This is a genomic window from Pseudomonas retamae, from assembly GCF_043496865.1.
In the GTDB taxonomy this organism is placed as follows: Bacteria; Pseudomonadota; Gammaproteobacteria; order Pseudomonadales; family Pseudomonadaceae; genus Aquipseudomonas; species Aquipseudomonas retamae.
Genome location: NZ_JBIEIL010000004.1, coordinates 616,553 through 642,952, shown reverse-complemented (window position 1 = coordinate 642,952; position 26,400 = coordinate 616,553). Strand labels below are relative to the sequence as shown.

The window sequence follows — 26,400 nt, the reverse complement described above, 5'->3', positions numbered from 1 at the left end:
GCGGTGTAAACAATCGAACCGCCTTCAGCCACAGAACTTGTCGCACTCAACGACAGGTTAGTGGTGTCGGCAACATCGGTGACGGTGGTCGAGACTGGAGTTTTGTCGGCAACCAGATTTTCGTAGTTGCCACCGGTCACGTTGGTGATCGAGTTGGTCAGCGGAGCATTGCCAGCCAAGGCATCGTTCGGTGCGACGGTGGTCGCCGTACCGGTGGTCTGGCCAACACCGATGGTGATGGTTTGACCGTTGGCCAGGGTTACCACAACTGGCGAGCCGGTGACTGGCGCACCGACGGTGGCGGTGTAGGTGACGGTGCCGCCTTCAGCGACCGAAGTATCAGCGGTCAATTTGACCGTCGAAGTGTCGATGGTATCGGTGACTTGGGTGACCGCTGGCGTGGTGTTCGGAACAAGGTTCTCGAAGTTGCCACCGGTAGCGCTGGTGATCGTCGCTTGCACGGAACCGGCGTCTTTGTAGACGTCATCGGACGGCGCAGCAACGGTCGCGGTGCCGGTGGTTTCGCCAGCCTTGATGGTGATCACGGCGCCGTTCGACAGGGTCACGGTCAATGGCGAACCAGCGGCGTTGGTCAGGGTCGCGGTGTAAACAATCGAACCGCCTTCAGCCACAGAACTTGTCGCACTCAACGACAGGTTAGTGGTGTCGGCAACATCGGTGACGGTGGTCGAGACTGGAGTTTTGTCGGCAACCAGATTTTCGTAGTTGCCACCGGTCACGTTGGTGATCGAGTTGGTCAGCGGAGCATTGCCAGCCAAGGCATCGTTCGGTGCGACGGTGGTCGCCGTACCGGTGGTCTGGCCAACACCGATGGTGATGGTTTGACCGTTGGCCAGGGTTACCACAACTGGCGAGCCGGTGACTGGCGCACCGACGGTGGCGGTGTAGGTGACGGTGCCGCCTTCAGCGACGGAAGTATCAGCGGTCAATTTGACCGTCGAAGTGTCGATGGTATCGGTAACTGTCGTCACGGCTGGAGCGGTGTTCGGCACCAGATTTTCGAAGTTACCACCGGTAGCGCTGGTGATCGTCGCCTGCACGGAACCGGCGTCTTTGTAGACGTCATCGGATGGCGCAGCAACGGTCGCGGTGCCGGTGGTTTCGCCGGCCTTGATGGTGATCACGGCACCGTTGGACAGGGTCACGGTGACTGGCGAGCCAGCGGCGTTGGTCAGGGTTGCGGTGTAAACAATCGAACCGCCTTCAGCGACCGAATTGGTAGCGCTGAGCGACAGGTTGGTGGTGTCGGCAACATCGGTGACGGTGGTCGAGACTGGAGTTTTGTCGGCAACCAGATTTTCGTAGTTGCCACCGGTCACGTTGGTGATCGAGTTGGTCAGCGGAGCGTTGCCAGCCAAGGCATCGTTCGGTGCGGTGAAGGTTGCGGTACCGGAAGTCTGCCCGACAGCGATAGTGATGTTCTGGCCGTTGGCCAAGGTCACGACGACAGGCGAGCCGGTCACCGGCGCACCGACGGTGGCGGTGTAAGTGACGGTGCCGCCTTCAGCGACCGAGGTATCGGCGGTCAGTTTGACGGTCGAGGTGTCGATGGTATCGGTAACTGTCGTCACGGCTGGAGCGGTGTTCGGCACCAGATTTTCGAAGTTGCCACCGGTAGCGCTGGTGATCGTCGCTTGCACGGAACCGGCATCTTTGTAGACGTCATCGGACGGTGCAGCAACGGTCGTTGTGCCGGTGGTTTCGCCAGCCTTGATGGTGATCACGGCGCCGTTCGACAGCGTTACGGTCACTGGCGAACCAGCAGCATTGGTCAATGTCGCGGTGTAAGTGATCTGGCCACCTTCAGCCACCGAATTGCTGGCGCTAAGCGACAGATTTGTCGTGTCGGTAATGTCGGTGACAGAAGTCGAGACCGGAGTTTTGTCCGCCACCAGATCTTCGAAATTGCCGCCACTCACGCCAGTGATCGAATTGGTGATCGGAGCGTTGCCTGTCAGCGCATCGTTCGCGGCAACAGCGGTTGCAGTGCCAGTAGTCTGGCCGACGCCGATGGTAATGGTCTGGCCGTTGGCCAGAGTTACCACAACAGGCGAACCGGTTACCGGAGCGCCAACCGTGGCGGTGTAAGTCACGGTGCCGCCTTCAGCCACCGAAGTATCAGCCGTCAGTTTGACGGTCGAGGTATCGATGGTGTCGGTAACTTGCGTGACCGCTGGCGTCGTACTCGGCACCAGATTTTCGAAGTTGCCACCGGTGGCGCTGGTGATAGTTGCCTGCACGGAACCGGCATCTTTGTAGACGTCATCGGACGGTGCAGCAACGGTTGCGGTGCCGGTGGTTTCGCCAGCCTTGATGGTGATCACGGCGCCGTTCGACAGGGTTACGGTCACTGGCGAACCAGCAGCATTGGTCAATGTCGCGGTGTAAGTGATCTGGCCACCCTCAGCCACGGACTCCGTCGCAGTCAGCGATAGATTGGTGGTGTCGGCAATGTCGGTGACGGTGGTTGAAACTGGAGTTTTGTCCGCAACCAGATTTTCGTAGTTACCGCCGCTGACATTGGTGATCGCGTTGGTGATCGGAGCATTGCCAGCCAAGGCATCGTTCGCAGCAACAGCGGTTGCAGTGCCAGTAGTCTGGCCGACGCCGATGGTAATGGTCTGGCCGTTGGCCAGAGTTACCACAACAGGCGAACCGGTTACCGGAGCGCCAACGGTGGCGGTGTAAGTCACGGTACCGCCTTCAGCCACCGAAGTATCAGCGGTCAATTTGACGGTCGAGGTATCGATGGTGTCGGTGACATTGGTCACCGCAGGAACGCCGCTTGGCACCAGGTTTTCGAAGTTGCCGCCCGTAGCATCCTGGATCGTCACTTCGACTTTGCCGGCATCTTTATAGACGTCGTCTTTCGGTGCGTCGACGGTCACGGTGCCGGTAGTTTTACCCGCGTCGATGGTGATCGTGGCGCCGTTCGACAAAGTCACGGTCACCGGCGTGCCGGCCGGGTTGGTCAGCGTCGCGGTATAAGTGATCTGGCCGCCTTCGGCCACCGAGTCGGTCGCGCTAAGGTTCAGGTTGGTGGTGTCGTTGGTGTCCGTAACCGTGGTATCGGCGGACTTGCCGTCGACCTCCAGTTTTTCGTAGTTGCCGCCCGTGGCGCCATCGATGGTCACGCTCAGCGAACTGCCGCCTGCCAGCGGACTGTTCGGCGCGACGTAGTTGACGCTGCCGGTGGTTTCGCCCACGGCGATGGTGATGGTCTGGCCATTGGACAGGCTCACGACAACCGGCGAGCCGGTCACTGGTGCGCCCACGGTCGCCGTGTAGACCACGGTTTCGCCTTCAGCGACGTTCGCGGTGGCGCTCAGCGACACGGTGGATGTATCGATGGTGTCGTTAACCGTCGTCACCGCCGGCGTTTTGCTGGCAACCAGGTTTTCGAAGTTGCCGCCGGTCGTGCTCTGGATGGTTGCTTCAACGCTGCCCGCGTCTTTGTAGACGTCGTCTTTCGGCGCATCGACGGTCACGGTGCCGGAGGTTTTGCCGGCCTCGATAGTGATCGTCGCACCATTGCTCAAGATCACGGTGACCGGTGTGCCGGCGGCGTTGCTCAGCGTTGCGGTGTAGGTGATCTGGCCGCCTTCGTTCACCGCATCGGTCGCAGTGAGCGACAGGTTGGTGGTGTCGACGGTATCCGTCACGGTGGTGCTGACCGACGTCTTGTCGGCAACCAGATTTTCGAAGTTACCGCCGCTGACATTGGTAATCGAATTGGTCAGCGGCGCATGGCCGGCGAGGACGTCGTTCGGCGCGGTGGTGCTCACGCTGCCGCTGGTCTTGCCGACTTCGATGGTGATGTTCTGACCGTTGGCCAGGGTCACGACCACCGGCGAACCGGTGACCGGCGCGCCGACTGTGGCGGTGTAGGTGACAGTGCCACCTTCGGCAGCGGTCTCGGTGGCGGTCAGTTTGACCGTCGAGGTGTCGACGGTGTCGGTGACATCAGTGACCGCCGGCGTGCTGCTCGGCAGCAGATTTTCAAAGTTGCCGCCCGTGGCGTCCTTGATCGTGACTTCGACTTTGCCGGCATCTTTATAGACGTCATCGGCTGGAGCCGGAACGGTCACGGTGCCGGTGGTTTTGCCGGCTTCGATGGTAATGACCGCACCATTGCTCAGATTCACGGTGACTGGCGTACCGGCCGGATTGCTCAGCGTGGCGGTGTAAACGATTGAACCGCCCTCGGCCACGGAGCCAGTCGCGGACAACGACAGGTTGGTGGTGTCGGCAACGTCAGTTACCGAGGTCACTGCCGGAGTCTTGTCGGCGACGAGGTTTTCGTAATTGCCGCCGCTGGCGCCGTCGATTTTCACGCTCAGCGTGTTGCCGCCGGCCAGTGCATCGTTCGGTGCGGTGAAGTTGACGCTGGCGTTGCTGGCGCCGACCGGGATGGTAATGGTCTGGCCGTTGGACAAGGTCACGACTACTGGCGAGCCGGTGACCGGTGCGGTCACGGACGCGGTGTACACCACCACGCCGCCTTCGACGCTGCTGGCGCTGGCCGTCAACGAAACAGTGCTGTTGTCGATAGTGTCGGTGACGTTGGTCACGGCCGGGGTCTTGTCGACCACCAGATTTTCAAAGTTGCCGCCGCTGGTCTTGGTGATGCTTGCATTGACCTGACCGGCATCCTTGTACACGTCATCGCCCGGTGCGGCGACGGTCGCGGTGCCGCTGGTCGCGCCTTTGGCAATGTTGATCACCGCACCGTTGCTCAGGGTCACGGTCATTGCCGTGCCGGCCGGATTGGTCAGGGTCGCGGTGTAAACGATCGAGCCACCTTCGGCGACGCTGCCGGTGGCGTTCAGGCTGATATTGGTGGTGTCGACGCTGTCGGTGACTTTGGTCGCGACCGCAGAGCGATCGGCATCGACCTTCTCGAAATTGCCGCCGGTGTGGCTGGAGATCGCCGTCTGCACCTTGCCGCCATCGACGTACGGCGTGTTGGCCGGGGCGGGGAAGTTCACCGAACCGCTGGTAGCGCCGGCAGCGATGTTGATCACCGCGCCGTTGGCCAGGGTTACCGTCATGGCGGTGCCGGCCGGGTTGCTCAGGGTCGCGGTGTAGGTGATCTGGCCGCCTTCGCTGACGGTGTCGCTGGCGGTCAGGGTCAGGCTGGTCTTGTCGACGGTGTCGTTGACCGTGGTGCTGACCGGGGTCTTGCTGACGTCGAGTTTCTCGAAGTTGCCGCCGCTGGCGTCGGTCATGGTCACGGTGAGCTTGCTGACATCTTTGTAGACGTCATCGCTCGGCGCGGCGATGGTCACCGAACCGCTGGTCTTGCCCGCCTCGATGGTGATGGTCTGGCCGTTGCTCAGGTTGACGGTCACCGGCGTTTGCGCGGCGTTGGTCAGGGTCGCGGTGTAGGTGATCGAGGTGCCCTCGAGCACATAGCTTTCCGCACTGAGGGTCAGGTGCGTGGTATTGACCGTGTCGGCGACATTGGTCACCGCCGGCGTCGGGTTGGCCACCAGATTTTCGAAATTGCCACCGATGGCGTCCTTGATGGTCACTTCGACTTTGCCGGCGTCCTTGTAGACGTCATCGGCCGGCGCCGGAACGGTCACGGTGCCGGTGGTCTTGCCGGCGTCGATGGTGATCGTCGAACCGTTGCTCAGGGTCACCGTCACTGGCGTGCCGGCCGGGTTGCTCAGCGTCGCGGTGTAGACGATCTGCCCGCCTTCGTTGACGTTGCCGGTGGCGGTCAACGCAACAGTGGTGGTGTCGACGGTATCGGTCACGGTGGTGCTGACCGGGGTCTTGTCGGCAACCAGATTTTCGTAGTTGCCGCCGCTGACGTTGGTGATCGAGTTGGTCAGCGGTGCGTGACCGATCTGCACGTCATTCGATACGGGGGTGGTAACGCTGCCGGTGGTCTGGCCGACGGCGATGGTGATGTTCTGGCCGTTGGCCAACGTCACGACAACAGGCGAGCCGGTGACTGGCGCGCCGACGGTGGCGGTGTAGGTGACTGTGCCGCCTTCAGCCACCGAAGTATCGGCGGTCAATTTGACTGTCGAGGTATCGATGGTGTCAGTGACTTGAGTGACCGCCGGGGTGGTGCTCGAGACCAGGTTCTCGAAGTTGCCGCCGGTGGCGCTGGTGATGGTTGCCTGCACGGAGCCGGCGTCTTTGTAGACGTCATCGGCCGGTGCTGGAACGGTTGCGGTGCCAGTGGTTTCGCCAGCCTTGATGGTGATCACGGCGCCGTTCGACAAGGTCACGGTCACTGGCGAACCAGCGGCATTGGTCAAGGTCGCGGTGTATGTAATCTGGCCACCCTCAGCCACGGACTCCGTCGCAGTCAGCGATAGATTGGTGGTGTCGGCAATGTCGGTGACGGTGGTTGAAACTGGAGTTTTGTCCGCAACCAGATTTTCGTAGTTGCCGCCGCTGACGTTGGTGATCGCGTTGGTCAGAGGCGCATTGCCGGTCAGCGCATCGTTCGGTGCGGTGAAGGTCGCGGTGCCGGAAGTCTGGCCGACGGCGATGGTGATGTTCTGGCCGTTGGCCAACGTCACGACAACAGGCGAGCCGGTGACGGGCGCGCCGACGGTGGCGGTGTAGGTGACGGTGCCGCCTTCAGCCACCGAAGTATCGGCGGTCAGCTTGACCGTCGAAGTGTCGATGGTGTCGGTGACTGTCGTCACGGCTGGAGCAGTGCTTGGTACCAGGTTCTCGAAATTGCCACCGGTAGCGCTGGTGATCGTTGCCTGCACGGAGCCGGCATCTTTGTAGACGTCATCGGCAGGTGCGGCAACGGTCGCGGTGCCGGTGGTTTCGCCTGCTTTGATGGTAATCACAGCGCCGTTCGACAAGGTCACGGTCACTGGCGAGCCAGCTGCGTTTGTCAGCGTCGCGGTGTAAGTGATCTGGCCTCCTTCGGCCACGGAACCGCTGGCGCTGAGGCTCAGGCCGGTGTCATCGACCGAATCGGTGATGGTGGTCACGGCTGGCGTGGTGTTTGGCACCAGGTTTTCAAAGTTGCCGCCCGTTGCACCAGTGATGGTGGTGCTGACGGTGCTGCCATTGTTGTACACGTCATTCGCCGCAGTCGGCACGTTCACGGTGCCGACGGTTTCGCCCGCAGCAATGGTGATGGTCGAGCCATTCGACAGGGTGACGGTCACCGGCGTCTGCGCCGGGTTGGTCAGTGTCGCGGTGTAAGTGATCTGACCGCCTTCAACGATGTTGTTGGTTGCGGTCAGGGTCAGGCCGGTGTTGTCGATCGAATCGGTGATGGTGGTGACTGCTGGCGTGGTGTTTGGCACCAGGTTTTCGAAGTTGCCACCGGTCGCGCCAGTGATGGTGGTGCTGACGGTGCTGCCATTGTTGTAGACGTCATTCGCCGCAGTCGGCACGTTCACGGTGCCTACGGTTTCGCCGGCGGCAATGGTGATGGTCGAGCCGTTCGACAGGGTGACGGTCACCGGCGTCTGCGCCGGGTTGGTCAGGGTCGCGGTGTAAGTGATCTGGCCGCCTTCAACGATGTTGTTGGTTGCGGTCAGGGTCAGGCCGGTGTTATCGACCGAATCGGTGATCGTGGTAACGGCTGGCGTGGTGTTTGGCACCAGATTTTCGAAATTGCCACCGGTAGCGCCAGTGATCGTGGTGCTGACGGTGCTGCCATTGTTATAGACGTCGTTGGCTGCAGTCGGCACGTTGACGGTGCCGACGGTTTCGCCGGCCGCGATGGTAATGGTCGCACCGTTGGACAGAGTAACGGTTACCGGGGTTTGCGCCGGGTTGGTCAGGGTCGCGGTGTAAGTGATCTGGCCGCCTTCAACGATGTTGTTGGTCGCGGTCAGGCTCAGGCCGGTGTCATCGACCGAATCGGTGATCGTGGTAACGGCTGGCGTGGTGTTTGGCACCAGATTTTCGAAATTGCCACCGGTCGCGCCAGTGATGGTGGTGCTGACGGTGCTGCCATTGTTGTAGACGTCATTGGCCGCAGTCGGCACGTTCACGGTGCCGACGGTTTCGCCGGCGGCAATGGTGATGGTCGAGCCGTTCGACAGGGTGACGGTCACCGGCGTCTGCGCCGGGTTGGTCAGGGTCGCCGTGTAAGTGATCTGGCCGCCTTCAACGATGTTGTTGGTTGCGGTCAGGGTCAGGCCGGTGTTGTCGACCGAATCGGTGATCGTGGTAACGGCTGGCGTGGTGTTCGGCACCAGGTTTTCGAAATTGCCGCCGGTAGCGCCAGTGATGGTGGTGCTGACGGTGCTGCCATTGTTGTAGACGTCATTGGCCGCAGTCGGCACGTTCACGGTGCCTACGGTTTCGCCAGCGGCAATCGTGATGGTCGAGCCATTCGACAGGGTGACGGTCACCGGCGTCTGCGCCGGGTTGGTCAGTGTCGCGGTGTAAGTGATCTGACCGCCTTCAACGATGTTGTTGGTTGCGGTCAGGGTCAGGCCGGTGTTATCGACCGAATCGGTGATGGTGGTGACTGCTGGCGTGGTGTTTGGCACCAGGTTTTCGAAGTTGCCGCCCGTTGCACCAGTGATGGTGGTGCTGACGGTGCTGCCATTGTTGTACACGTCATTCACCGCAGTCGGCACGTTCACGGTGCCTACGGTTTCGCCAGCGGCAATGGTGATGGTCGAACCGTTCGACAGGGTGACGGTGACCGGGGTTTGCGCCGGGTTGGTCAGAGTCGCGGTGTAAGTGATCTGGCCGCCTTCAACGATGTTGTTGGTCGCAGTCAGGGTCAGGCCGGTGTTATCGACCGAGTCAGTGATCGTGGTAACGGCTGGCGTGGTGTTTGGCACCAGGTTTTCAAAGTTGCCACCGGTAGCGCCAGTGATGGTCGTGCTGACGGTGCTGCCATTGTTATAGACGTCATTCGCCGCAGTCGGCACGTTCACGGTGCCTACGGTTTCGCCAGCGGCAATGGTGATGGTCGAGCCATTCGACAGAGTGACGGTCACCGGCGTCTGCGCCGGGTTGGTCAGTGTCGCGGTGTAGGTGATCTGCCCGCCTTCAACGACGTTGTTGGTCGCGGTCAAGGTCAGGCCGGTGTTGTCGACCGAATCGGTAATGGTCGTCACCGCTGGCGTCGGATTTGGCACCAGGTTTTCAAAATTGCCACCGGTCGCACCGGTGATGGTGGTAGTGACGGTGCTGCCGTTGTTATAGACGTCGTTTGCCGGCGTCGGCACGTTGACGCTGCCGGTGGTCTGGCCGGCACCGATGGTGATGGTCGAGCCGTTCGACAGGGTGACGGTCACCGGCGTCTGCGCCGGATCGGTCAGCGTCGCGGTGTAGGTGATCTGTCCGCCTTCGGTAACGCTCGGGCCCGCCGTCAGAGTGACGGTGGTGGTGTCGATGGTATCGGTGACCTGAGTAGTGGCCGGAGTAGTCGGTGGTGTAATGGTGATGCCGTTGCCGCCGGTGGTACCGGTGACGGTCACGTCGATTTGCGTCGGGTCGTTGTACACCGTGTCGTTCGGCGCCAGCGGCACGTTGACGGTGCCGGTGGTGGAGCCGGCCGGAATGATGATCACCGAGCCGTTGGACAGGGTGATGGTCAGGTCGGTCAGCGGCGCCTGGGTCAGGGTCGCGGTGTACACCAGCACGCCGCCGGCTTCGGTAATGGTCGGCGTGGCGCTCAGGCTCAGGGTCGAGGCGCGCAAAGCATTGGTGGTGGTATCGGTGGTCAGGCCACCAGTGGTGTCCTGGGTGACTTGCCCGGCGGAGTTGATCCCGGCAGTCGGGAAACCAATGGTCGGATCGACACGGCCCGCGGTCGCGTCGAGCATGACAAAGCTGTGGCCGCCACCGGCGGCACCACCGGTACCCGCGGCGCTTGGGCCAGCAGCGGTGGATTCAAGGGCGGTAGTCGGGTCGACGCCGGCGGCGATGGCTTGCTGCAGTTCTTCAACCGACGGCGCAGCCTGCGCGGTGGCTTCTGCCAGGTCGGTGCTGGAATCGGGCGCACTGGCGCTCCACTGGGTATCGCGACCCAGATCGAGGGTGCGACCATCTGCCAGTTCCAGCGACACGGCACCGGACAGACCGGTGTCGATCTGATCACCTACATATAGGCGATCGCCTTCAACGAGTACGCGTCGCACGCCCTCTGGGGACACCACGAAAACCTGACCGACAATGCTTTTGACGATGGCAACAACACTGCTCATTGAAGACTCTCCGGGGTGTCGCGTTCAGTTGACTTCCATGGACCTGACGGGCGTCGGCGCCACTTCAGTCTGGACGTGTTTCTAGAAAAATGGATAACTTGTTGACGCTGTATTCTGTCAATTATTTGGCTATAAATTTTCGCGATTAACTTTATGCCAAACTATTGACCTTATGGGTGCCATCCTAAACAATCGCCCCACTAATGTCACATTGATATTTCCGCGGCGACCTGTCCTTCAGCCTGTCATCCAGTTCCTCTTTTGAACTTTCCGACATACGGTCTTTCGGGTTGCCATCATCCGACGCAGCGCCACGTTTTTGCTGTGATTCAAGACAAGAAGTTCTGGGAAATTCCAACCATGCGTTCGCTTTTGCTCCTTGCTGCACCCTTCGCTCTCGCCGCTTCATTCGTACAAGCACAATCCTTACCAGAAGCCATGCAACAGGCACTGGATGTCCATCCGGAGATCCAGGCGGGGGTTAACAGTCGATTGGCGGCGGATTATCAGTTGAAGGCGGCGAAGGGCGGCTACCTGCCCAAGGTCGATCTGCTGGGCGGGTATGGTCGCGAGGGCACTGACAGCGTGACCACTCGCGCCAACGGCGGCGGCAACCACTGGGAGACCTTGAATCGCAGCGAGTCAAGTTTACGTCTCTCGCAAATGGTTTTTGACGGTTTTGCGACCTCCAATGAGGTTGCGCGTCAACAAGCCAACGTCAGCTCGCGTGCCTACTCGCTGCTCGGCACTTCCGAGCGCACCGCGCTGACCGTTGCCCAGGTTTATCTGGATGTGCTGACCCGCCGCGAATTCGTGCGTCTGGCCGAGGAAAACCTCAAGAGCCACCAGCGCATTTACGACCAGATCCAGTTGCGCACCCAGCGTGGCGTGGGCAGCGGCGCTGACCTCGATCAGGCCGAAGCGCGGATGGCCCAGGCCCGCAACAACCTGATCACCGAACAGACCAACCTCGCCGACGCGGAAACCAATTTCCTCAGCGCCGTCGGCCAGATGCCCGATCAACTGGAGCGCCCGGCGCCGTTCATGGCATTGATGCCGGCCAACCTCAACGAGGCCCGCGCGCAGATGCTGGAAAACAGCCCGATCCTGCGTTCGGCCGAGTCGGATATCGCCGCTGCCGAGAAGCAGTACGCCACCGCCAAGTCGACCTTCTACCCACGTTTCGATGCCGAGCTGGGCCGCACCGCCGACAACGACCTCGACGGCCAGAACGGCCACAACAATGAATGGCAGGCGATGCTGCGCATGCGCTTCAACCTGTATTCCGGTGGCAGCAACAAGGCTGATCTGGAATCCAAGTCGTACCTCGCCAACCAGGCGCTGGACATCCGCAACAACGCCCTGCGCCAGTTGAACGAAGAGCTCGGCCTGGCCTGGAACGCCCTCAACAACGCCAACGCCCAGGTGCCGATCGCCCAGCAATACGTCGACCACAGCACCTCGGTGCGCACGGCTTACCAGCGCCAGTTCAGCCTCGGCGAACGCACCCTGCTGGATCTGCTCGACAGCGAAAACGAGCTGTTCACCGCGTCGCGGCGTCTGGCGGAAATCAAGAACATTCAGTTATTTACTCAGTACCGAATCAAGGCGACCATGGGCGAATTGCTCAGAAGTCAGGGCGTGGTTGCGCCGTTGGCATCCGTTGTGCAGAACGATGTCAAGCCCAAGGTCCAGCTGCCTGGGATGAATTGAGTTATCCCTTTCAACTGTCGAAGAGTGTCGAGCGTGGAATCAGAAGTCAGTCGAGTTCATCTCAGCCATGATCCACGCGCGTTGCATGACGATCCGTTACTGGACGGTCTGCTCGCCCTTTGCATGCTGCACCAGAAGCCGGCCAGCGCAGCGATGCTGACCACCGGCCTGCCGCTGCCCAAACAGCGTCTGAGTGTCGAGCTGCTGCCGCGCGCGGCGGCTCGCGCCGGCCTGCAAGGGCGGGTGCTGCAGCGCAAACTGGAAGAAATTCCGGCAATCGCCATGCCGGCCTTGCTGCTGCTCAAGGATGGTCGCAGTGCCGTTTTGCTCGGCTGGCAGGGTGACAGTGATGCGCGAGTGCTGCTCAGCGAAAGCGATGGCGGCGAGTCGACCGTCAGCCGCGAGCTGCTCGCCGACGACTACATCGGCAAAGTCTTCTTCGCTCAGCCGCAACACAAATTCGACGTCAACCACGGCACGCTGATCCCGCGTGCGCGCTCGTGGTTTCGCGACACCCTCAAGCGCTCGCGCTGGCTCTACGCCGATGCGATCGCCGCGAGTTTCCTGATCAACATCATCGCCATGGCCGCGCCGCTGTTCGTGATGAACGTGTATGACCGCGTGGTGCCGAACCAGGCCGAAGCGACCCTGTGGGTGCTGGCGCTGGGCATTACCGGCGCGTACATCTTCGATCTGATCCTGAAAAGCCTGCGCAGTCTGTGCCTGGACCTGGCCGGGAAGAAAACCGACCTGATCATCTCGGCGACGCTGTTCGAACGCATCGTCGGCATGGCGATGAAGTACCGTCCGGCGCGGGTCGGCAGCTTTGCGCAGAACATCCATGAATTTCAGAGCCTGCGCGACTTCCTCGCCTCGCTGACCCTGACCAGCCTGATTGATCTGCCATTCACCATCCTGATCTTCATCGTGATCGCCATTCTCGGCGGGCATCTGGTGTGGATCCCGGTGCTGGCCTTCCCGATCGCCTTGCTGATTGGCTACGCGTTGCAGAAGCCACTGGTCGCGACCATGGAGCGCACCATGGCCCTCGGTGCCGAGCGCCAGTCGAGCCTGATCGAAACTCTCGCCGGCCTCGACGCGGTCAAGGTCAACAACGCCGAAAGCGAGCGTCAGTATCAGTGGGAGCAGACCATCGGCACCCTCAGCCGCCTCGAGCTGCGGGTGAAAATGCTTTCCGGTCTGGCGATGAACATCACCCTGCTGATCCAGCAACTGGCCGGGGTGATCATGATCGTCTTCGGCGTCTACCAGATCATCGCCGGCAACCTGAGCATGGGCGGGCTGATCGCCTGCTACATGCTCAGCGGTCGTGCGCTCAGCCCGCTGGCCTCACTGTCCGGTCTGCTCACGCGCTACCAACAGGCGCGGGTGACCATGACTTCGGTCGACCAGATGATGGAGCTGCCGCAGGAACGCAATTTCGAAGAACGGCCGCTGAGTCGCAAGGTGCTGCAAGGCGCCATCGAGTGCCGCCAGCTGAGCTTTACCTACCCGGAACAACAGAACCCGGCGCTGAAAAACATCAATCTGGTGATTCGTCCGGGCGAGAAGATCGGCATTATCGGCCGCAGCGGCTCGGGCAAGAGCTCGCTGGCGAAACTGCTGGTCGGCCTCTATCAACCGGACGACGGCGCGCTGCTGGTCGATGGCGTGGACATCCGCCAGATCGACGTCAGCGAACTGCGCTACAACATCGGCTACGTCCCGCAAGACATCCAACTGCTGGCCGGCACCTTGCGCGACAATCTGGTGTCCGGCGCGCGTTATGTCGAAGACGAACTGGTACTGCAAGCTGCCGAACTGGCTGGGGTTCACGAATTCGCCCGCCTGCACCCGCAGGGTTATGAGCTGCAAGTCGGCGAGCGCGGGCAGAACCTCTCCGGTGGCCAGCGGCAGAACGTTGCCCTGGCCCGGGCGCTGTTGCTCAATCCGCCGATTCTGCTGATGGACGAGCCAACCAGCGCCATGGACAACACCGGCGAAGAACGCCTCAAGCAACGCCTCGCGGCGGTGATCGAAAACAAGACTGTGGTGCTGGTGACGCACCGGGCTTCGCTGTTGTCGCTGGTCGATCGCCTGCTGGTGGTCGATCGCGGGCAGATTCTCGCCGACGGCCCGAAAGCCGCGGTGATGGAAGCGTTGAAAAAGGGGCAGATCAGTGTTGCTTAAGTCCGGTGTCAAGGAATCGATCCGTCGCTACTTCAAGGGTTCTGCTTCGCTGCAGGGCCAGCCGCTGCCGGAGGTCAACAAGGCGCTGATCGAAGACGCCCCGCGCGTCGTGCGCCTGACCATCTGGGCGATCATCGGCTTCTTCGTGTTCCTCATGCTCTGGGCCAACTTCGCGGTGATCGACGAAGTGACCAAAGGCGACGGCAAAGCAATTCCGTCGTCGAAGATCCAGAAAATCCAGAACCTCGAGGGCGGCATCGTCTCGGAGCTGTTCGTCAAGGAAGGACAGATCGTCGAGGCCGGCGCGCCGCTGATTCGTCTCGACGACACGCGTTTTGCCTCCAACGTCGGCGAAACCGAAGCCGATCGCCTGTCGATGCTGCTGCGTGTAGAACGCTTGAGCGCGGAAGTCGATGATCGTCCGCTGAATTTCCCCGAGGACGTGCTCAAAGCGGTACCGGGCCAGGCTAAAAGCGAAGAGTCGCTGTACATCAGCCGCCGTCAGCAGTTGCACGACGAGATCGGCGGCCTGCAGGAGCAGTTGATTCAGCGCCAGCAAGAGCTGCGCGAGTTCAGCTCCAAGCAGGCGCAGTATCGCCAGCAACTGGGCCTGCAGCGTCAGGAAATCAACATGTCCGAGCCGCTGGTGGCTCAGGGCGCGGTGTCGCCGGTGGAAGTGCTGCGGCTCAAGCGTGCCGAGGTCGAAACCCGTGGTCAGCTCGACGCGACCACCCTGGCCATTCCGCGTGCCGAATCGGCGATCAAGGAAGTACAACGCAAGATCGACGAGACCCGTGGCAAATTCCGCAGCGAAGCGCTGACCCAGCTCAACGAAGCGCGCACCGACCTGAACAAGGCCCAGGCCACCGGCAAGGCCCTGGAGGACCGCGTCAGCCGTACGCTGGTTACCTCACCTGTGCGCGGCATCGTCAACAAGTTGCTGGTCAACACCATCGGCGGCGTCATCCAGCCAGGCAGCGACATGGTCGAAATCGTGCCGCTGGATGACACCCTGCTGGTCGAAGCGAAAATTCGTCCGCAGGACATCGCTTTTCTGCATCCGGGTCAGGAAGCGATCGTCAAATTCACTGCCTACGACTACACCATTTATGGCGGGCTCAAGGCGCAGCTCGAGCAGATCGGCGCCGACACGATCACCGATGAAGACAAGAAAACCACCTACTACATGATCAAGGTGCGCACCGAGCGCAGCCATCTGGGCACCGATGAAAAGCCGCTGCTGATCATTCCGGGGATGGTCGCTTCGGTGGACATCATCACGGGCAAGAAGTCGGTGCTGAGCTACCTGCTCAAACCGATCATTCGCGCGCGGGCTGAGGCGTTGCACGAACGCTAGATCAGCGGTGCGGTTGATGGACTCTTCGCGAGCAGGCTCGCTCCCACAGGTGATCTCCAATGAGCACAGATAATGTGTCTGGCGAATCTCCCTGTGGGAGCGAGCCTGCTCGCGAAGGCGTCTGCCGGAGCGCTACATATCCGTCGGTAAGTGACACAAATGGTCACTCGCCCCCCTTACCAACCGCCATATCGTTATTCACTAACGGTATTTAAGTTCCAATTTTTATACCTATAAAGTCATCCCCCTGCGTACCTGCCGACCAATCGGCGCGCCGCACGACCTGAACCGACACGCAATCGAGCGTGAGTGTCTGATCGACGAGCGCGCCTATGAGCGCGCCGTGCGTGGGAGATGGAAAGATGTCCGCAGCTACCGCCACCCCGAGCGCCGCAACCGCCGCGCCACAAACCTTCGAAATTCGCCCGTTCAGCGGCGCTGTCGGCGCCGAAATCGTTGGCCTCGACCTGAGCCGACCGGTCAATGACCAGGATTTCGCGCGCATTCATCGCGCGCACCTCGATCACCATGTCGTGGTGTTCCGCGACCAACGGATCACCCCGCAACAGCAGATCGATTTCAGCCGCCGCTTCGGTGTGCTGCAGATCCACGTGCTCAAGCAGTTCCTGCTGGCCAATCACCCGGAAATCCTCATCGTTTCCAACATCATCGAAAACGGCCAGAACATCGGCCTCGGTGACGCCGGCAAATTCTGGCATTCCGATCTTTCCTATAAAGAACTGCCGAGCCTCGGTTCGATGCTTCATGCCCAGGAGTTGCCAGAGGAGGGCGGTGACACGCTGTTCGCCGACATGCACAAAGCCTGGGACAACCTGCCCGCCGCGTTGCGTAACGCTGTCGAAGGCCGCTTCGCTGCGCACTCGTATACCGCGCGCTACAGCGAAACCAGGTTCGAGGGCAACTGGCGCCCGACCCTGACCCCGGAACAACTGGCGCAAGTCGCCGAAGTCGTGCATCCGGTGGTGCGCACGCACCCGGAAAATGGGCGTAAGGCGCTGTTCGTCAGCGAAGGCTTCACCACGCGCATCGTCGGCTTGCCGGAAGACGAAAGTCAGCAACTGCTGAGTGAGCTCTACACCCACAGCGTGCTGCCGCAAAACATCTACCGCCATCAGTGGCAACCGCATGACCTGGTGTTCTGGGACAACCGCTCGCTGATCCACCTCGCTGCCGGCTGCCCCGCGCACCTGCGCCGCAAGTTGTATCGCACGACCATCCAGGGCGATGCGCCTTTCTGATCCGCGGAGATTGATCAAACCATGAACGCTCCCTTGCCAGGCCACGCGGCCAGCAACCCGATCGCCCGCAGCGACGCGCTGCTGGCGGTCGATCACGTCAGCCTCGAATACCGCACGCCGCAACGCGTGGTGCGCGCCACCCATCAGGTCAGTTTCGAAATCGACCCTGCCGACCGTTACGTGCTGCTCGGCCCGTCCGGTTGCGGCAAGTCGACCTTGCTCAAGGCTGTCGCCGGTTTCATTCAGCCGTCCGAAGGCGAGATCCGTTTGCAAGGCCAGCGCGTCGATGCGCCGGGGCCGGACCGGATTGTGGTGTTTCAGGAATTCGACCAACTGCCGCCGTGGAAAACCGTCAAACAGAACGTGATGTTTCCGCTGCTGGCCTCGCGCACGCTGAACAAAAAACACGCCGAAGAACGCGCGCTGCACTATCTGGAGAAGGTTGGACTGGCGGCGTTCGCCGATGCCTACCCGCACACCTTGTCCGGCGGCATGAAAGCGCGGGTCGCGATTGCCCGGGCACTGGCGATGCAGCCGAAAATCCTTCTGATGGACGAGCCGTTCGCCGCGCTGGACGCGCTGACCCGACGCAAGATGCAGGAGGAACTGCTGCTGCTCTGGGAGGAGGTGCGGTTCACCTTGCTATTCGTCACCCACTCGATCGAGGAGGCGCTGGTGGTCGGCAATCGCATTCTGTTGCTGTCACCCCATCCGGGGCGCGTGCGCGCTGAAGTGCACAGTCATCAATACGATCTGCACAGCCTTGGCGGTGTAGCGTTTCAAGAGTCGGCGCGGCGCATTCACCGGCTGCTGTTCGATGAAGGCCAGTCGCCCGACACCGAACGTGATCACCACTTCAACGACATTCGCATCGCCTATTGAGCGGCCAGGAGGATTACCCGATGAGCCATTCATCATTCGTGCGTGAAGAATTCGAAATCGAGCTCGAGCCGCTGACGGCGGTGCCGGTCGAGCGTGAACTGGCGCTGGGTACGCGGCTGTGGCAGCAGGGCTGGCTGCGCAAGGGTTTGATCCTGATCGTTCTGGCGATCATCTGGGAAGTGGTCGCGCGGATTCAGAACAACGACCTGATGCTGCCGAGTTTCCTGCAGACCAGCCATGCGCTGTTCGACGGCTTGCTCAGCGGAGAACTGTTGGCCAAGGTATGGATTTCCCTGGTGGTGCTGATCAAGGGTTACCTGATCGGTATCGTCCTCGCCTTCGCCCTGACCACGCTCGCGGTGTCGACGCAGTTGGGCCGCGATCTGCTGAGCACAATGACTTCCATGCTCAATCCACTGCCCGCGATTGCTCTATTGCCGCTGGCGCTGCTGTGGTTTGGCCTGGGGCAGAACAGCCTGATTTTCGTGCTGGTGCATTCGGTGCTGTGGGCGCTGGCGCTGAACACCTATGCCGGATTCATGGGCGTCTCCGAGACGCTGCGCATGGCCGGGCGCAATTACGGTTTAAAGGGCTTGCGCCTGGTGCGGTTCATCCTGATTCCGGCGGCGCTGCCGTCGATTCTGGCCGGGCTGAAAATCGGCTGGGCGTTTGCCTGGCGCACCTTGATCGCGGCAGAACTGGTGTTCGGTGCCACCAGCGGCAAGGGCGGGCTCGGCTGGTACATCTTCCAGAACCGCAACGAGCTGTACACCGACAAGGTGTTCGCCGGGTTGGCCGTGGTGATCCTGATTGGCTTGCTGGTGGAGAACCTGGTGTTTGATTCGCTGGAGCGAGTGACCGTCAAGCGGTGGGGTATGCAGCGCTGAAATCTGGGATAGCAGGGCCGGCCCTTTCGCGAGCAGGCTCGCTCCCACAGGGAAACGCATTCCAAAGGTGGGAGCGAGCCTGCTCGCGAAGGCGTCAGTCTTGCCACCGCCGAACATTAAGGATGTTTGCTAGCATTGCGCCTAGATCAATCCTGATCAGCCAAGAGTGCTCAGCATGCAACTCCCGGACATGAACCTGCTGGTCGCCCTCGACGCCTTGCTCGATGAGGGCAGTGTGGTCGGCGCGGCGCGGCGGATGAATCTCAGCCCGGCGGCGATGAGCCGCACGTTGACGCGGATCCGCGAGGCAATCGGCGATCCGATTCTGGTCCGCGCCGGTCGGGGTCTGGTGCCGACACCCAAGGCTCTTGAGCTGCGCGAGCAGGTGCGCGACGTGGTCGAGCAGGCCGCGCTGCTGTTCCGGTCTGCCGACAGCGTCGAGTTGGGCACCCTGCGCCGACGCTTCAGCATTCGCGCCAATGACTTTTTCGTCGGCGTCTACGGCGGCAAGCTTTTCGACACCCTCGACAAACTCGCCCCGCACTGCGAACTGCGCTTCGTCCCGGAAGGCGACGGCGACGACGAGGCGCTGCGCGAAGGGCGCATCGACCTGAGCGTCAGCAACACCCGGCCGGTCACGCCGGAAGTAAAAGTGCAGAACCTGTTCTCGACGCATTTTGTCGGTCTGGTGCGCGAGGACCATCCACTGCTCGATGGCGAAATCAACGCTGAGCGCTACGCCGGGTTTTCCCATATCAGCATGTCGCGCCGGGGCATCGCCCGCGGTCCGATCGATACGGCGCTGAATGCGCTGGGCCTGGAGCGGCGGGTGGCGGTGATCGCACCGAGCTTTCATGCGGCGATGTTCGCCCTGCCGGACTCCGACCTGATTTTGCCGGTGCCCAAGGAAGCCCTGCTGAGTGTCCGGCGCCTGGGTTTGAAACTGCGCTCGTTCAACCTGCCGATCCCCTTGCCGATGCTGATGCTGACCCAAGCCTGGCACCCGCGCTTCGACAAGGACCCCGCGCACCGCTGGCTGCGCGAAACCCTGAAAACCTGCTGCGATGAGACGTGGTTGGCGGCACAGCCTTAAATCATCGAACTCCCTCAATTCCCTGTGGGAGCGAGCCTGCTCGCGAAAGCGCCGGGTCAGCCACCTCCGTGGTCACTGTTCCACCGCTTTCGCGAGCAGGCTCGCTCCCACGCAAGGATTTATCGTTGTGTCTGATGCACTTATAACCTGCCAATAAGTCAATTTTCGGCATTGCCAAGCCCCACTAAAATGCTCCGGTATTTTTCTCTCCGGAGTGTGTATTCATGACATCCCTGACGGCTGCTGCACCTATTGCTGCGGCCAATCCGGCGACGGCGGCCGCGCCACCGGTGTTCGGGACGCGGATCATCATTGGCCTGGTCGGCGTACTGCTGGCGGTGCTGGTGTCGGGCCTCAACGAGATGGTGACCAAGGTCGCCCTCGCCGATATTCGCGGCGCGCTGCATATCGGTTATGACGAAGGCACCTGGCTGGTCGCCAGTTACACCGCCACCTCGGTTGCGGCCATGGCGTTCGCGCCGTGGTGTTCGGTGACCTTCTCGCTACGGCGATTCACCTTGTGCGCGATCAGCCTGTTCACCTTGCTCGGTGTGCTGTGCCCGTTCGCGCCGAACTACGAAAGCCTGCTGCTGATGCGCACTGTGCAGGGCCTGGCGGGCGGCGCTTTGCCGCCGATGTTGATGACCGTCGCCCTGCGTTTCCTGCCAGCGAACATCAAGCTGTACGGGCTGGCCGGTTATGCGCTCACCGCGACCTTCGGTCCGGGATTGGGCACGCCATTGGCCGGTTTGTGGACCGAGTACGTCGGTTGGCAATGGACGTTCTGGCAAATCGTCGTGCCGTGCCTGATCGCCATGGCGGCGGTGGCCTACGGCATTCCGCAGGATCCGCTGCGTCTGGAACGCCTGAAAGCGTTCAACTGGAAAGGCTTGCTGCTGGGGTTTCCGGCGATCTGCATGCTGGTCATCGGCCTGCTGCAAGGCAATCGCCTGGACTGGTTCGAATCGAATCTGATCTGCGCCTTGCTCGGCGCCGGTTCGCTGTTGCTGGTGGCGTTTCTGATCAACGAGTGGTCGCAGCCGATTCCGTTTTTCAAATTGCAGATGCTCGGCATTCGCAATCTGTCGTTCGCCTTGATGACGCTGGCCGGCGTATTGGTCGTGTTGCTTGCTGTGGTGCTGATCCCGTCGAGTTATCTGGCCCAGGTGCAAGGTTATCGCCCGGTGCAGACCGCGCCGATCATGCTGATCGCCGCCTTGCCGCAGTTGCTCGCGCTGCCGCTGGTGGCGGCGCTGTGCAACCTGCGCTGGGTCGATTGCCGCTGGGTGCTCGGCATCGGCCTGAGCCTGCTGGCGCTGTCGTGCCTGGGCGGGTCGCACCTGACCTCGGCGTGGATTCGCGATGATTTCTACGTGTTGCAGTGGTTGCAGATTTTCGGCCAGCCGATGGCGGTGCTGCCGTTGCTGATGCTGTCCACCGGCAGCATCACTCCGCTGGATGGACCGTTCGCCTCGGCGTGGTTCAACACCGTCAAAGGGCTGTCGGCGGTGATCGCCACCGGGGTGATCGAGGCGCTGACCACTTCGCGCCTGCATTTTCATTCGAGCATGTTGGTCGACAGTCTCGGCAATTCGCCGCTGGCCGATCGCAGCGACCCGGGGCTCGCCCATCGCCTGCACGAACAGGCCGTGGTGCTGACCTCGTCGGATCTTTACATCTGCATGGCCGGCGTCGCGCTGGCGCTGATTCTGCTGATTTTCTGGCTGCCGACGCGGATCTATCCGCCGCGCGCGCCGACTTGATTGCTGCACGGAAACAGAAGGTTTTTATGACGACTCAAGCAAAGCAAAAACTTGCGGTGGCCGTTGCCGCTGCGCTGGCCGTCGGCGTGCTGGTGTACCTGGCGCTGCCTGGCCTGTTTGGTAAGCGCACCGAGCAAACCACCAACGATGCCTTTGTCTCGGCGGACTACACGCTGGTGGTGCCGCGCGTCGCCGGGTTCATCAAGCAAGTGCTGGTCGAGGACAACCAGCAAGTGAAGGCCGGGCAACTGCTGGCGCTGATCGATGACCGTGATTTGCGTGCCGCGGCTGAAGCGGCGGATGCGCAAACCCTGGTCGCCCGTGCGCAACTGCAAAATGCCCAGGCGACTCTGGAGCGCCAGACCTCACTGATTGCCCAGGCCCAAGCCTCCGTGGTGTCGGCCAAGGCTGAGATGGCCTTCGCCCAGCAGGAACTGAACCGCTACAACCACCTCGCCGGTGTCGGTGCCGGCACGGTGCAGAACGCGCAACAGGCGCGCACACGGATCGATCAGGCCTCGGCGCGGCTCGACACGGCGACGGCGAAACTGGCTGCCGAGCGCAAGCAAGTGGAAATCCTCACGGCCCAGCGTGACGCCGCCGAAGGCAGCCTTAAACACGCGCAAGCAGCGCTGGAAATCGCCAGTTTCAACCTCTCCTATACGCGCATCACCGCGCCGCAGGACGGCATGGTCGGCGAGCGCGCGGTGCGTGTCGGTGCCTACGTGACGCCGGGTAGCAAGCTGTTGGCGGTGGTGCCGTTGCAGCAGGCCTACGTGGTGGCGAATTTTCAGGAAACCCAACTGACCGACGTGCAGCCGGGGCAGGACGTACAGGTGCGCGTTGACAGTCTGGGCGGTGAGGCGTTGAGCGGTCGCGTCGAAAGTATTGCGCCAGCGACCGGCGTGACGTTTGCCGCAGTGAAACCGGACAACGCCACCGGTAACTTCACCAAAGTCGTGCAGCGGATTCCGGTGAAGATCGTGCTGGAGCCGGGCCAGCCATTGGCCGAACGGTTAAGGGTGGGGATGTCGGTGGAGGCGAGCATTCATACCGCGGATGTGAAGGTGGACCGCGAGGTGGTACAACGATGACCGGTGTTGAATCGACTGGCCTCATCGCTGGCAAGCCAGCTCCCACAGGGTCCATGGGCAGCCCTGAAAAATCTGGAAACCCCGCACAATCCCTGTGGGAGCTGGCTTGCCAGCGATGGGGCCAGTGGCAGCCAATCACTTCAAGTGCCTTGCTCACCCTGTGCCTCAGCGCCTGCACCGTCGGCCCGGACTTCCAGAAACCCGAAGCCACGCAAATCACCGACTGGGCCAAACCCGCCAAATCCGCCCCCAGCCAGGCCGTCAGCGAACCGCTCAACGAGCGCTGGTGGGAGGTCTTCAACGATCCGCAACTCTCGGCACTCACCCAGCGTGCCGTGCGCAGCAACCTTGATCTGCAACTGGCGAGCAGTCGCCTGCAGCAAAGCCGCGCCGCGCGTCAGGTGATCACCGCCGAGCGCTATCCGAACACCGCTGCCAGCAGCAGCTATGGACGCAAGCGCAACAGTGGCGAAGGCCTCAACGATCCTTCCGGGCATGACGGTGATTCGGCTTTCAATCTGTGGGACGCCGGTTTCTCCGCCTCCTGGGAGCTGGACTTCTGGGGCCGCGTGCGCCGCGAAACCGAAGCCGCCGATGCCAATCTGCAAGTCGCCGAAAACGACCGCCGTGGCGTCTTGCTGACCGTGCTCGCCGATACCGCGCAAAACTACATCCAGTTGCGCGGCGTGCAAAACACCCGCGCCGTCACCGAACAGAACCTCGACGTCGCCCGCCATAGCCTCAAGCTTTCGCAGCTGCGTCTGGCCGACGGTGTGGCGACCGATCTGGACGTCGCCGAAGCCGCCGCGCAAGTCGCCGCCATCGAGGCGCGCCTGCCGGCGCTGGAGCAGCGCCAGGCGCAACTGATCAACGCCATCAGCCTGTTGATGGGCGAACCGCCGCAGGCCTTGGCCAAAGAGCTATCCACCGACGCAGCGGTGCCGCAGTCGCCGCAGCAAGTGGCGATCGGCCTGCCGTCGCAACTGGCTGAACGACGTCCCGATATCCGTCAGGCCGAAGCACGCTTGCACGCGGCCACCGCCACTATCGGCGTGGCCAAGGGTGATTTCTATCCGCGCATTACCTTGTCCGGCAACCTTGGCACGCAAGCCATGCAACTCAGCGATTTCGGTTCATGGGGCGCGCGCGCGTTCGGCATTGGCCCGCAATTCAGCCTGCCGCTGTTCGACGGCGGGCGCCTGCGCGGCATGCTGCAACTGCGCGAAGCGCAACAGCAAGAAGCGGCCATCGCCTATCAGCAAACCGTGCTGCGCGCCTGGCATGAAATCGACGATCAGCTCAGCGCTTACAACGCCAGCCAGCGCCGCCGCGACAGCCTCGCCGAAGCTGTGCGCCAGAACCAGATCGCCCTGCGCACCGCGCAGCAACAATACGTCGAAGGCGTGTCCGATTTCGTCAACGTCCTCACCGTGCAGAGCGCTTTGCTGGCGACCCAGGAACAGTGGGTAGAAAGCTCCACCGGCGTTTCGCTGGCGGTGGTCGGCTTGTACAAGGCACTGGGTGGCGGATGGCAATCGGTGTATCCGGCGCAGCCGATGGCTGCGGCCACGCCGGACGTCGCGACGCCCTGAACCAACAGCGCCAGCTATGCTCAACTCCACTGGATCAAGCGGTTCAACGCCGCGCCTGAATGCCAGAGGAGTTGCAGCATGGAAAATCCACAACACAGCCTCCCGGCCCTGTTCAAACAGCTCGGTCTGGCTGACGACCCGATCAGCATCGACCAATTCATTGCCAGCCATTCTCCACTCAAGCCGGATTTGCATTTGGCAGATGCGTTTTTCTGGTCGAAAAGCCAGGCGCAGTTCTTGCGCGACGAGATTCTGGAGGACGCGGATTGGGCGGAGGTGGTGGATCAGTTGGATGTGATGTTGCGTAAGGGGCGAGTGAGATGACTAGAGTGATCCTTTGCGACCTCTGTCACCGCAACAATTGATAAGCTTCGATATCGACCGAAATTTCGATCGCATTCAAGGCCCTCACCATGCAAGACGTTCTGGCCGATATGGCTGTCAGTATTTCTGAATTGAAGAAAAATCCTTCTGCCGTGCTAAAAGGCGCGAAAGGCGGTGTTGTGGCAATACTCAATCACCACCGGGTCGTGGGCTACATGGTGCCTGCTGACGTGTATGGAGCGTTGGTCGAGCGGCTTGATGATCTTGAGCTTATGCAAATTATGAGTTCCCGAGCTCACGAAACACCCATTTCGTTACGTCTGGATGATTTGTAGGTTTAAGTTTCTGTCGTCGGGGAACCACGAGTGGAGCAAGCTGCGTCATTCGTAGCGGGAGCAATCACGCAAGGGGTGCAGCGTGTAAAAAAAAATGTAGGAAAGGGCTGAAATGTAAAAAAAACATGGTTGCTGTAAAAAAATCTGGGCTTTAATCGTCGCTGTAGATTTTTTGTGGAAGATGACGATGCCAACTGTTGGATACGCCTACCTGCGTGACGCGCTGAAGCTCAAGGCATTCACTCCAAAGCGCATCGCTATGATCAAACCGGTCACCAGAATTACCTTGATCGGTGATTGTCTTGCTGTTCCAGCCGCCGTTGCGCCTGCACAGGGATCAACGCTAGAGCACATTCTGTTTGCGCTAAAGCATGAAGGAATAAACCTGTGCATTCTTGCCCAGGCGCTGGAATTTGTTGAAGCGAGCGATTTATCAAGCGAGCTGGGCAGATCCCCTAACGGCGTATTTATCCGTAAGACCTGTTTTCTATGGGAAAGCTTTACCGGCAAACAGCTGGACTACTCCGTCCCGGTTCGAGGCAGCGTCGTCGCCTTGTTCGATCCCAAGCGATACGTCACCGGGCCAGCGGTTCGGAATAGTCGCTGGCGAGTCGATTTCAATGGTTTGGGGTCATTGCATTACTGCGCCACCGTTGAACGAACGGTGAGGCTACAGGAGCTGATCGATCTGGACATCGTTGGGCGAGCCCAGGTTTTCATGGCGACGTTGCCGCCGGAGATGATGGATCGGGCAATCAATTGGGCCTATCTGCATGAGACTCGCGATTCCTTCGCTATCGAGAAAGAAGAGCCCAGCGAAGAAAAATCGCGGCGATTTGTTCGACTTTTGCGCCAAGCTCACGAGCGTACAGAACTGAGCGAGGACTATCTGGTCGAGTTGCAAAACAGCACGGTCTCGAATCCCTTCGATAAAGCAGTGCTCTTCCGTCATCAACAGAACCATTTACACAACGGCTTGAGAGGCGCCGCGGGCGTCAGTTATGTGCCGCCAGCTGCGCAATTGTGTCGTGAGTTGATGGAGGAGTTGATGACGTTCGCCAATCACTCAGCGAAGCAGGTGGAGCCGCTGATAGCGGCAGCGGTTGTGGCTTTCGGTTTTGTTTTTCTTCACCCATTCATGGATGGCAACGGGCGACTCTCACGCTTCCTCATTCACCAGATCCTCTGCCAGTCCGGTGCTCTGCGAAATGGCTTTTTGTTACCCGTTTCCGTGGCGATGAAGCATGAGGAATCCAACTATCTGCAAACGCTGAAAGCGTTCTCGAAACCAGCGAGAGAGTTTTGGAGTGTCACTTGGCTGGACTCCGACCAGATGACATTCGATTTCATCGGTCACGACGCTATCTACCGATTCTGGGATGCTACTCATTGCGCAGAATTTACTTTGCAGATGGCCTTGCGAGCGCTTGAGGTTGAGCTACGAGAAGAGACTGAATTTCTTGAAAAATACGATTTCGTCATCAAAGCGGTAAATGATCGTTTCGATGTTCGAGGAAGCGATCTTTCGAGGTTGGTGATGATGTGCCTGGACAACGCTGGGAAAGTTTCAAAACATCGCCGAAAGCAATTTCAGTACAGCGTGCCGGAGGAGGTGTTCGACTTTATCGAGGAAATGTCCTCAGCCTATGGAGGCTAAAGCTTCAGTTAAGTGCGAGCACTGGTGCCAGGCCCTGGACTGTTGAAGGCGTTCAATCAAAGGGCTGTGG

General features: G+C 60.9%; 14 protein-coding genes. 13 read left to right on the top strand and 1 reads right to left on the bottom strand.

What is annotated here, in order from left to right; translation table 11 throughout:
- The coding region (locus tag ACGSLL_RS11655; RefSeq protein WP_394505890.1) for a retention module-containing protein at positions 1-10,184 on the bottom strand (10,184 nt) is incomplete at its 3' end.
- 360 nt (positions 10,185-10,544) lie between these two features.
- On the opposite strand from ACGSLL_RS11655, the gene ACGSLL_RS11650 reads away from it, so the two are divergent.
- From ACGSLL_RS11650 to ACGSLL_RS11590, 13 genes are all read left to right on the top strand, one after another.
- Positions 10,545-11,897 (top strand): TolC family outer membrane protein, encoded by a 1,353-nt coding sequence (locus ACGSLL_RS11650; RefSeq protein ID WP_394505888.1) that lies wholly within the window; start codon positions 10,545-10,547, stop codon positions 11,895-11,897.
- Positions 11,898-11,930: 33 nt separating this feature from the next.
- Positions 11,931-14,087 (top strand): type I secretion system permease/ATPase, encoded by a 2,157-nt coding sequence (locus ACGSLL_RS11645; RefSeq protein ID WP_090288085.1) that lies wholly within the window; start codon positions 11,931-11,933, stop codon positions 14,085-14,087.
- Positions 14,077-15,444: an HlyD family type I secretion periplasmic adaptor subunit gene (locus ACGSLL_RS11640; RefSeq protein WP_090288088.1), complete on the top strand. Its 1,368-nt coding sequence runs from the start codon at positions 14,077-14,079 to the stop codon at positions 15,442-15,444. Before ACGSLL_RS11645 ends, ACGSLL_RS11640 begins: the two co-directional genes overlap by 11 nt.
- A 362-nt stretch (positions 15,445-15,806) precedes the next feature.
- Positions 15,807-16,703 carry a TauD/TfdA dioxygenase family protein gene (locus ACGSLL_RS11635; protein ID WP_394505885.1) on the top strand — a complete coding sequence of 299 codons (897 nt, stop codon included), beginning with the start codon at positions 15,807-15,809 and terminating at the stop codon, positions 16,701-16,703.
- 21 nt (positions 16,704-16,724) lie between these two features.
- Positions 16,725-17,585 (top strand): ABC transporter ATP-binding protein, encoded by an 861-nt coding sequence (locus ACGSLL_RS11630; protein WP_394505883.1) that lies wholly within the window; start codon positions 16,725-16,727, stop codon positions 17,583-17,585.
- Positions 17,586-17,605: 20 nt separating this feature from the next.
- On the top strand, positions 17,606-18,472 hold the full coding sequence (locus ACGSLL_RS11625; protein WP_394505881.1) for an ABC transporter permease: 867 nt from the start codon (positions 17,606-17,608) through the stop codon (positions 18,470-18,472).
- A gap of 175 nt (positions 18,473-18,647) precedes the next feature.
- Complete coding sequence (locus ACGSLL_RS11620) at positions 18,648-19,565, top strand: LysR family transcriptional regulator (protein WP_394505879.1); 918 nt, start codon at positions 18,648-18,650, stop codon at positions 19,563-19,565.
- A gap of 224 nt (positions 19,566-19,789) precedes the next feature.
- Entirely contained in the window at positions 19,790-21,328 is a 1,539-nt protein-coding gene (locus ACGSLL_RS11615; RefSeq protein ID WP_394505877.1) for an MFS transporter, read from the top strand.
- 26 nt (positions 21,329-21,354) lie between these two features.
- A complete protein-coding gene (locus ACGSLL_RS11610) occupies positions 21,355-22,422 on the top strand; it encodes an HlyD family secretion protein (RefSeq protein ID WP_394505875.1) in 1,068 nt (355 codons plus the stop codon).
- A complete protein-coding gene (locus ACGSLL_RS11605; RefSeq protein WP_394505873.1) occupies positions 22,419-24,014 on the top strand; it encodes an efflux transporter outer membrane subunit in 1,596 nt (531 codons plus the stop codon). Before ACGSLL_RS11610 ends, ACGSLL_RS11605 begins: the two co-directional genes overlap by 4 nt.
- Before the next feature lie 78 nt (positions 24,015-24,092).
- On the top strand, positions 24,093-24,338 hold the full coding sequence (locus tag ACGSLL_RS11600; RefSeq protein WP_394505871.1) for a DUF2789 domain-containing protein: 246 nt from the start codon (positions 24,093-24,095) through the stop codon (positions 24,336-24,338).
- Between the two features lie 89 nt (positions 24,339-24,427).
- On the top strand, positions 24,428-24,673 hold the full coding sequence (locus ACGSLL_RS11595) for a type II toxin-antitoxin system Phd/YefM family antitoxin (RefSeq protein WP_394505869.1): 246 nt from the start codon (positions 24,428-24,430) through the stop codon (positions 24,671-24,673).
- Positions 24,674-24,860: 187 nt separating this feature from the next.
- Positions 24,861-26,330 carry a Fic family protein gene (locus tag ACGSLL_RS11590; RefSeq protein ID WP_394505867.1) on the top strand — a complete coding sequence of 490 codons (1,470 nt, stop codon included), beginning with the start codon at positions 24,861-24,863 and terminating at the stop codon, positions 26,328-26,330.
- Positions 26,331-26,400: the final 70 nt, after the last annotated feature.

What these genes read in the sequence shown, in the direction of transcription:
- ACGSLL_RS11650 (WP_394505888.1), top strand. Translation starts at nt 10,545, where the DNA reads ATGCGTTCGCTTTTGCTCCTTGCTGCACCCTTCGCTCTCGCCGCTTCA.
- ACGSLL_RS11635 (WP_394505885.1), top strand. Translation starts at nt 15,807, where the DNA reads ATGTCCGCAGCTACCGCCACCCCGAGCGCCGCAACCGCCGCGCCACAA.
- ACGSLL_RS11630 (WP_394505883.1), top strand. Translation starts at nt 16,725, where the DNA reads ATGAACGCTCCCTTGCCAGGCCACGCGGCCAGCAACCCGATCGCCCGC.
- ACGSLL_RS11625 (WP_394505881.1), top strand. Translation starts at nt 17,606, where the DNA reads ATGAGCCATTCATCATTCGTGCGTGAAGAATTCGAAATCGAGCTCGAG.
- ACGSLL_RS11620 (WP_394505879.1), top strand. Translation starts at nt 18,648, where the DNA reads ATGCAACTCCCGGACATGAACCTGCTGGTCGCCCTCGACGCCTTGCTC.
- ACGSLL_RS11615 (WP_394505877.1), top strand. Translation starts at nt 19,790, where the DNA reads ATGACATCCCTGACGGCTGCTGCACCTATTGCTGCGGCCAATCCGGCG.
- ACGSLL_RS11610 (WP_394505875.1), top strand. Translation starts at nt 21,355, where the DNA reads ATGACGACTCAAGCAAAGCAAAAACTTGCGGTGGCCGTTGCCGCTGCG.
- ACGSLL_RS11605 (WP_394505873.1), top strand. Translation starts at nt 22,419, where the DNA reads ATGACCGGTGTTGAATCGACTGGCCTCATCGCTGGCAAGCCAGCTCCC.
- ACGSLL_RS11600 (WP_394505871.1), top strand. Translation starts at nt 24,093, where the DNA reads ATGGAAAATCCACAACACAGCCTCCCGGCCCTGTTCAAACAGCTCGGT.
- ACGSLL_RS11595 (WP_394505869.1), top strand. Translation starts at nt 24,428, where the DNA reads ATGCAAGACGTTCTGGCCGATATGGCTGTCAGTATTTCTGAATTGAAG.
- ACGSLL_RS11590 (WP_394505867.1), top strand. Translation starts at nt 24,861, where the DNA reads ATGCCAACTGTTGGATACGCCTACCTGCGTGACGCGCTGAAGCTCAAG.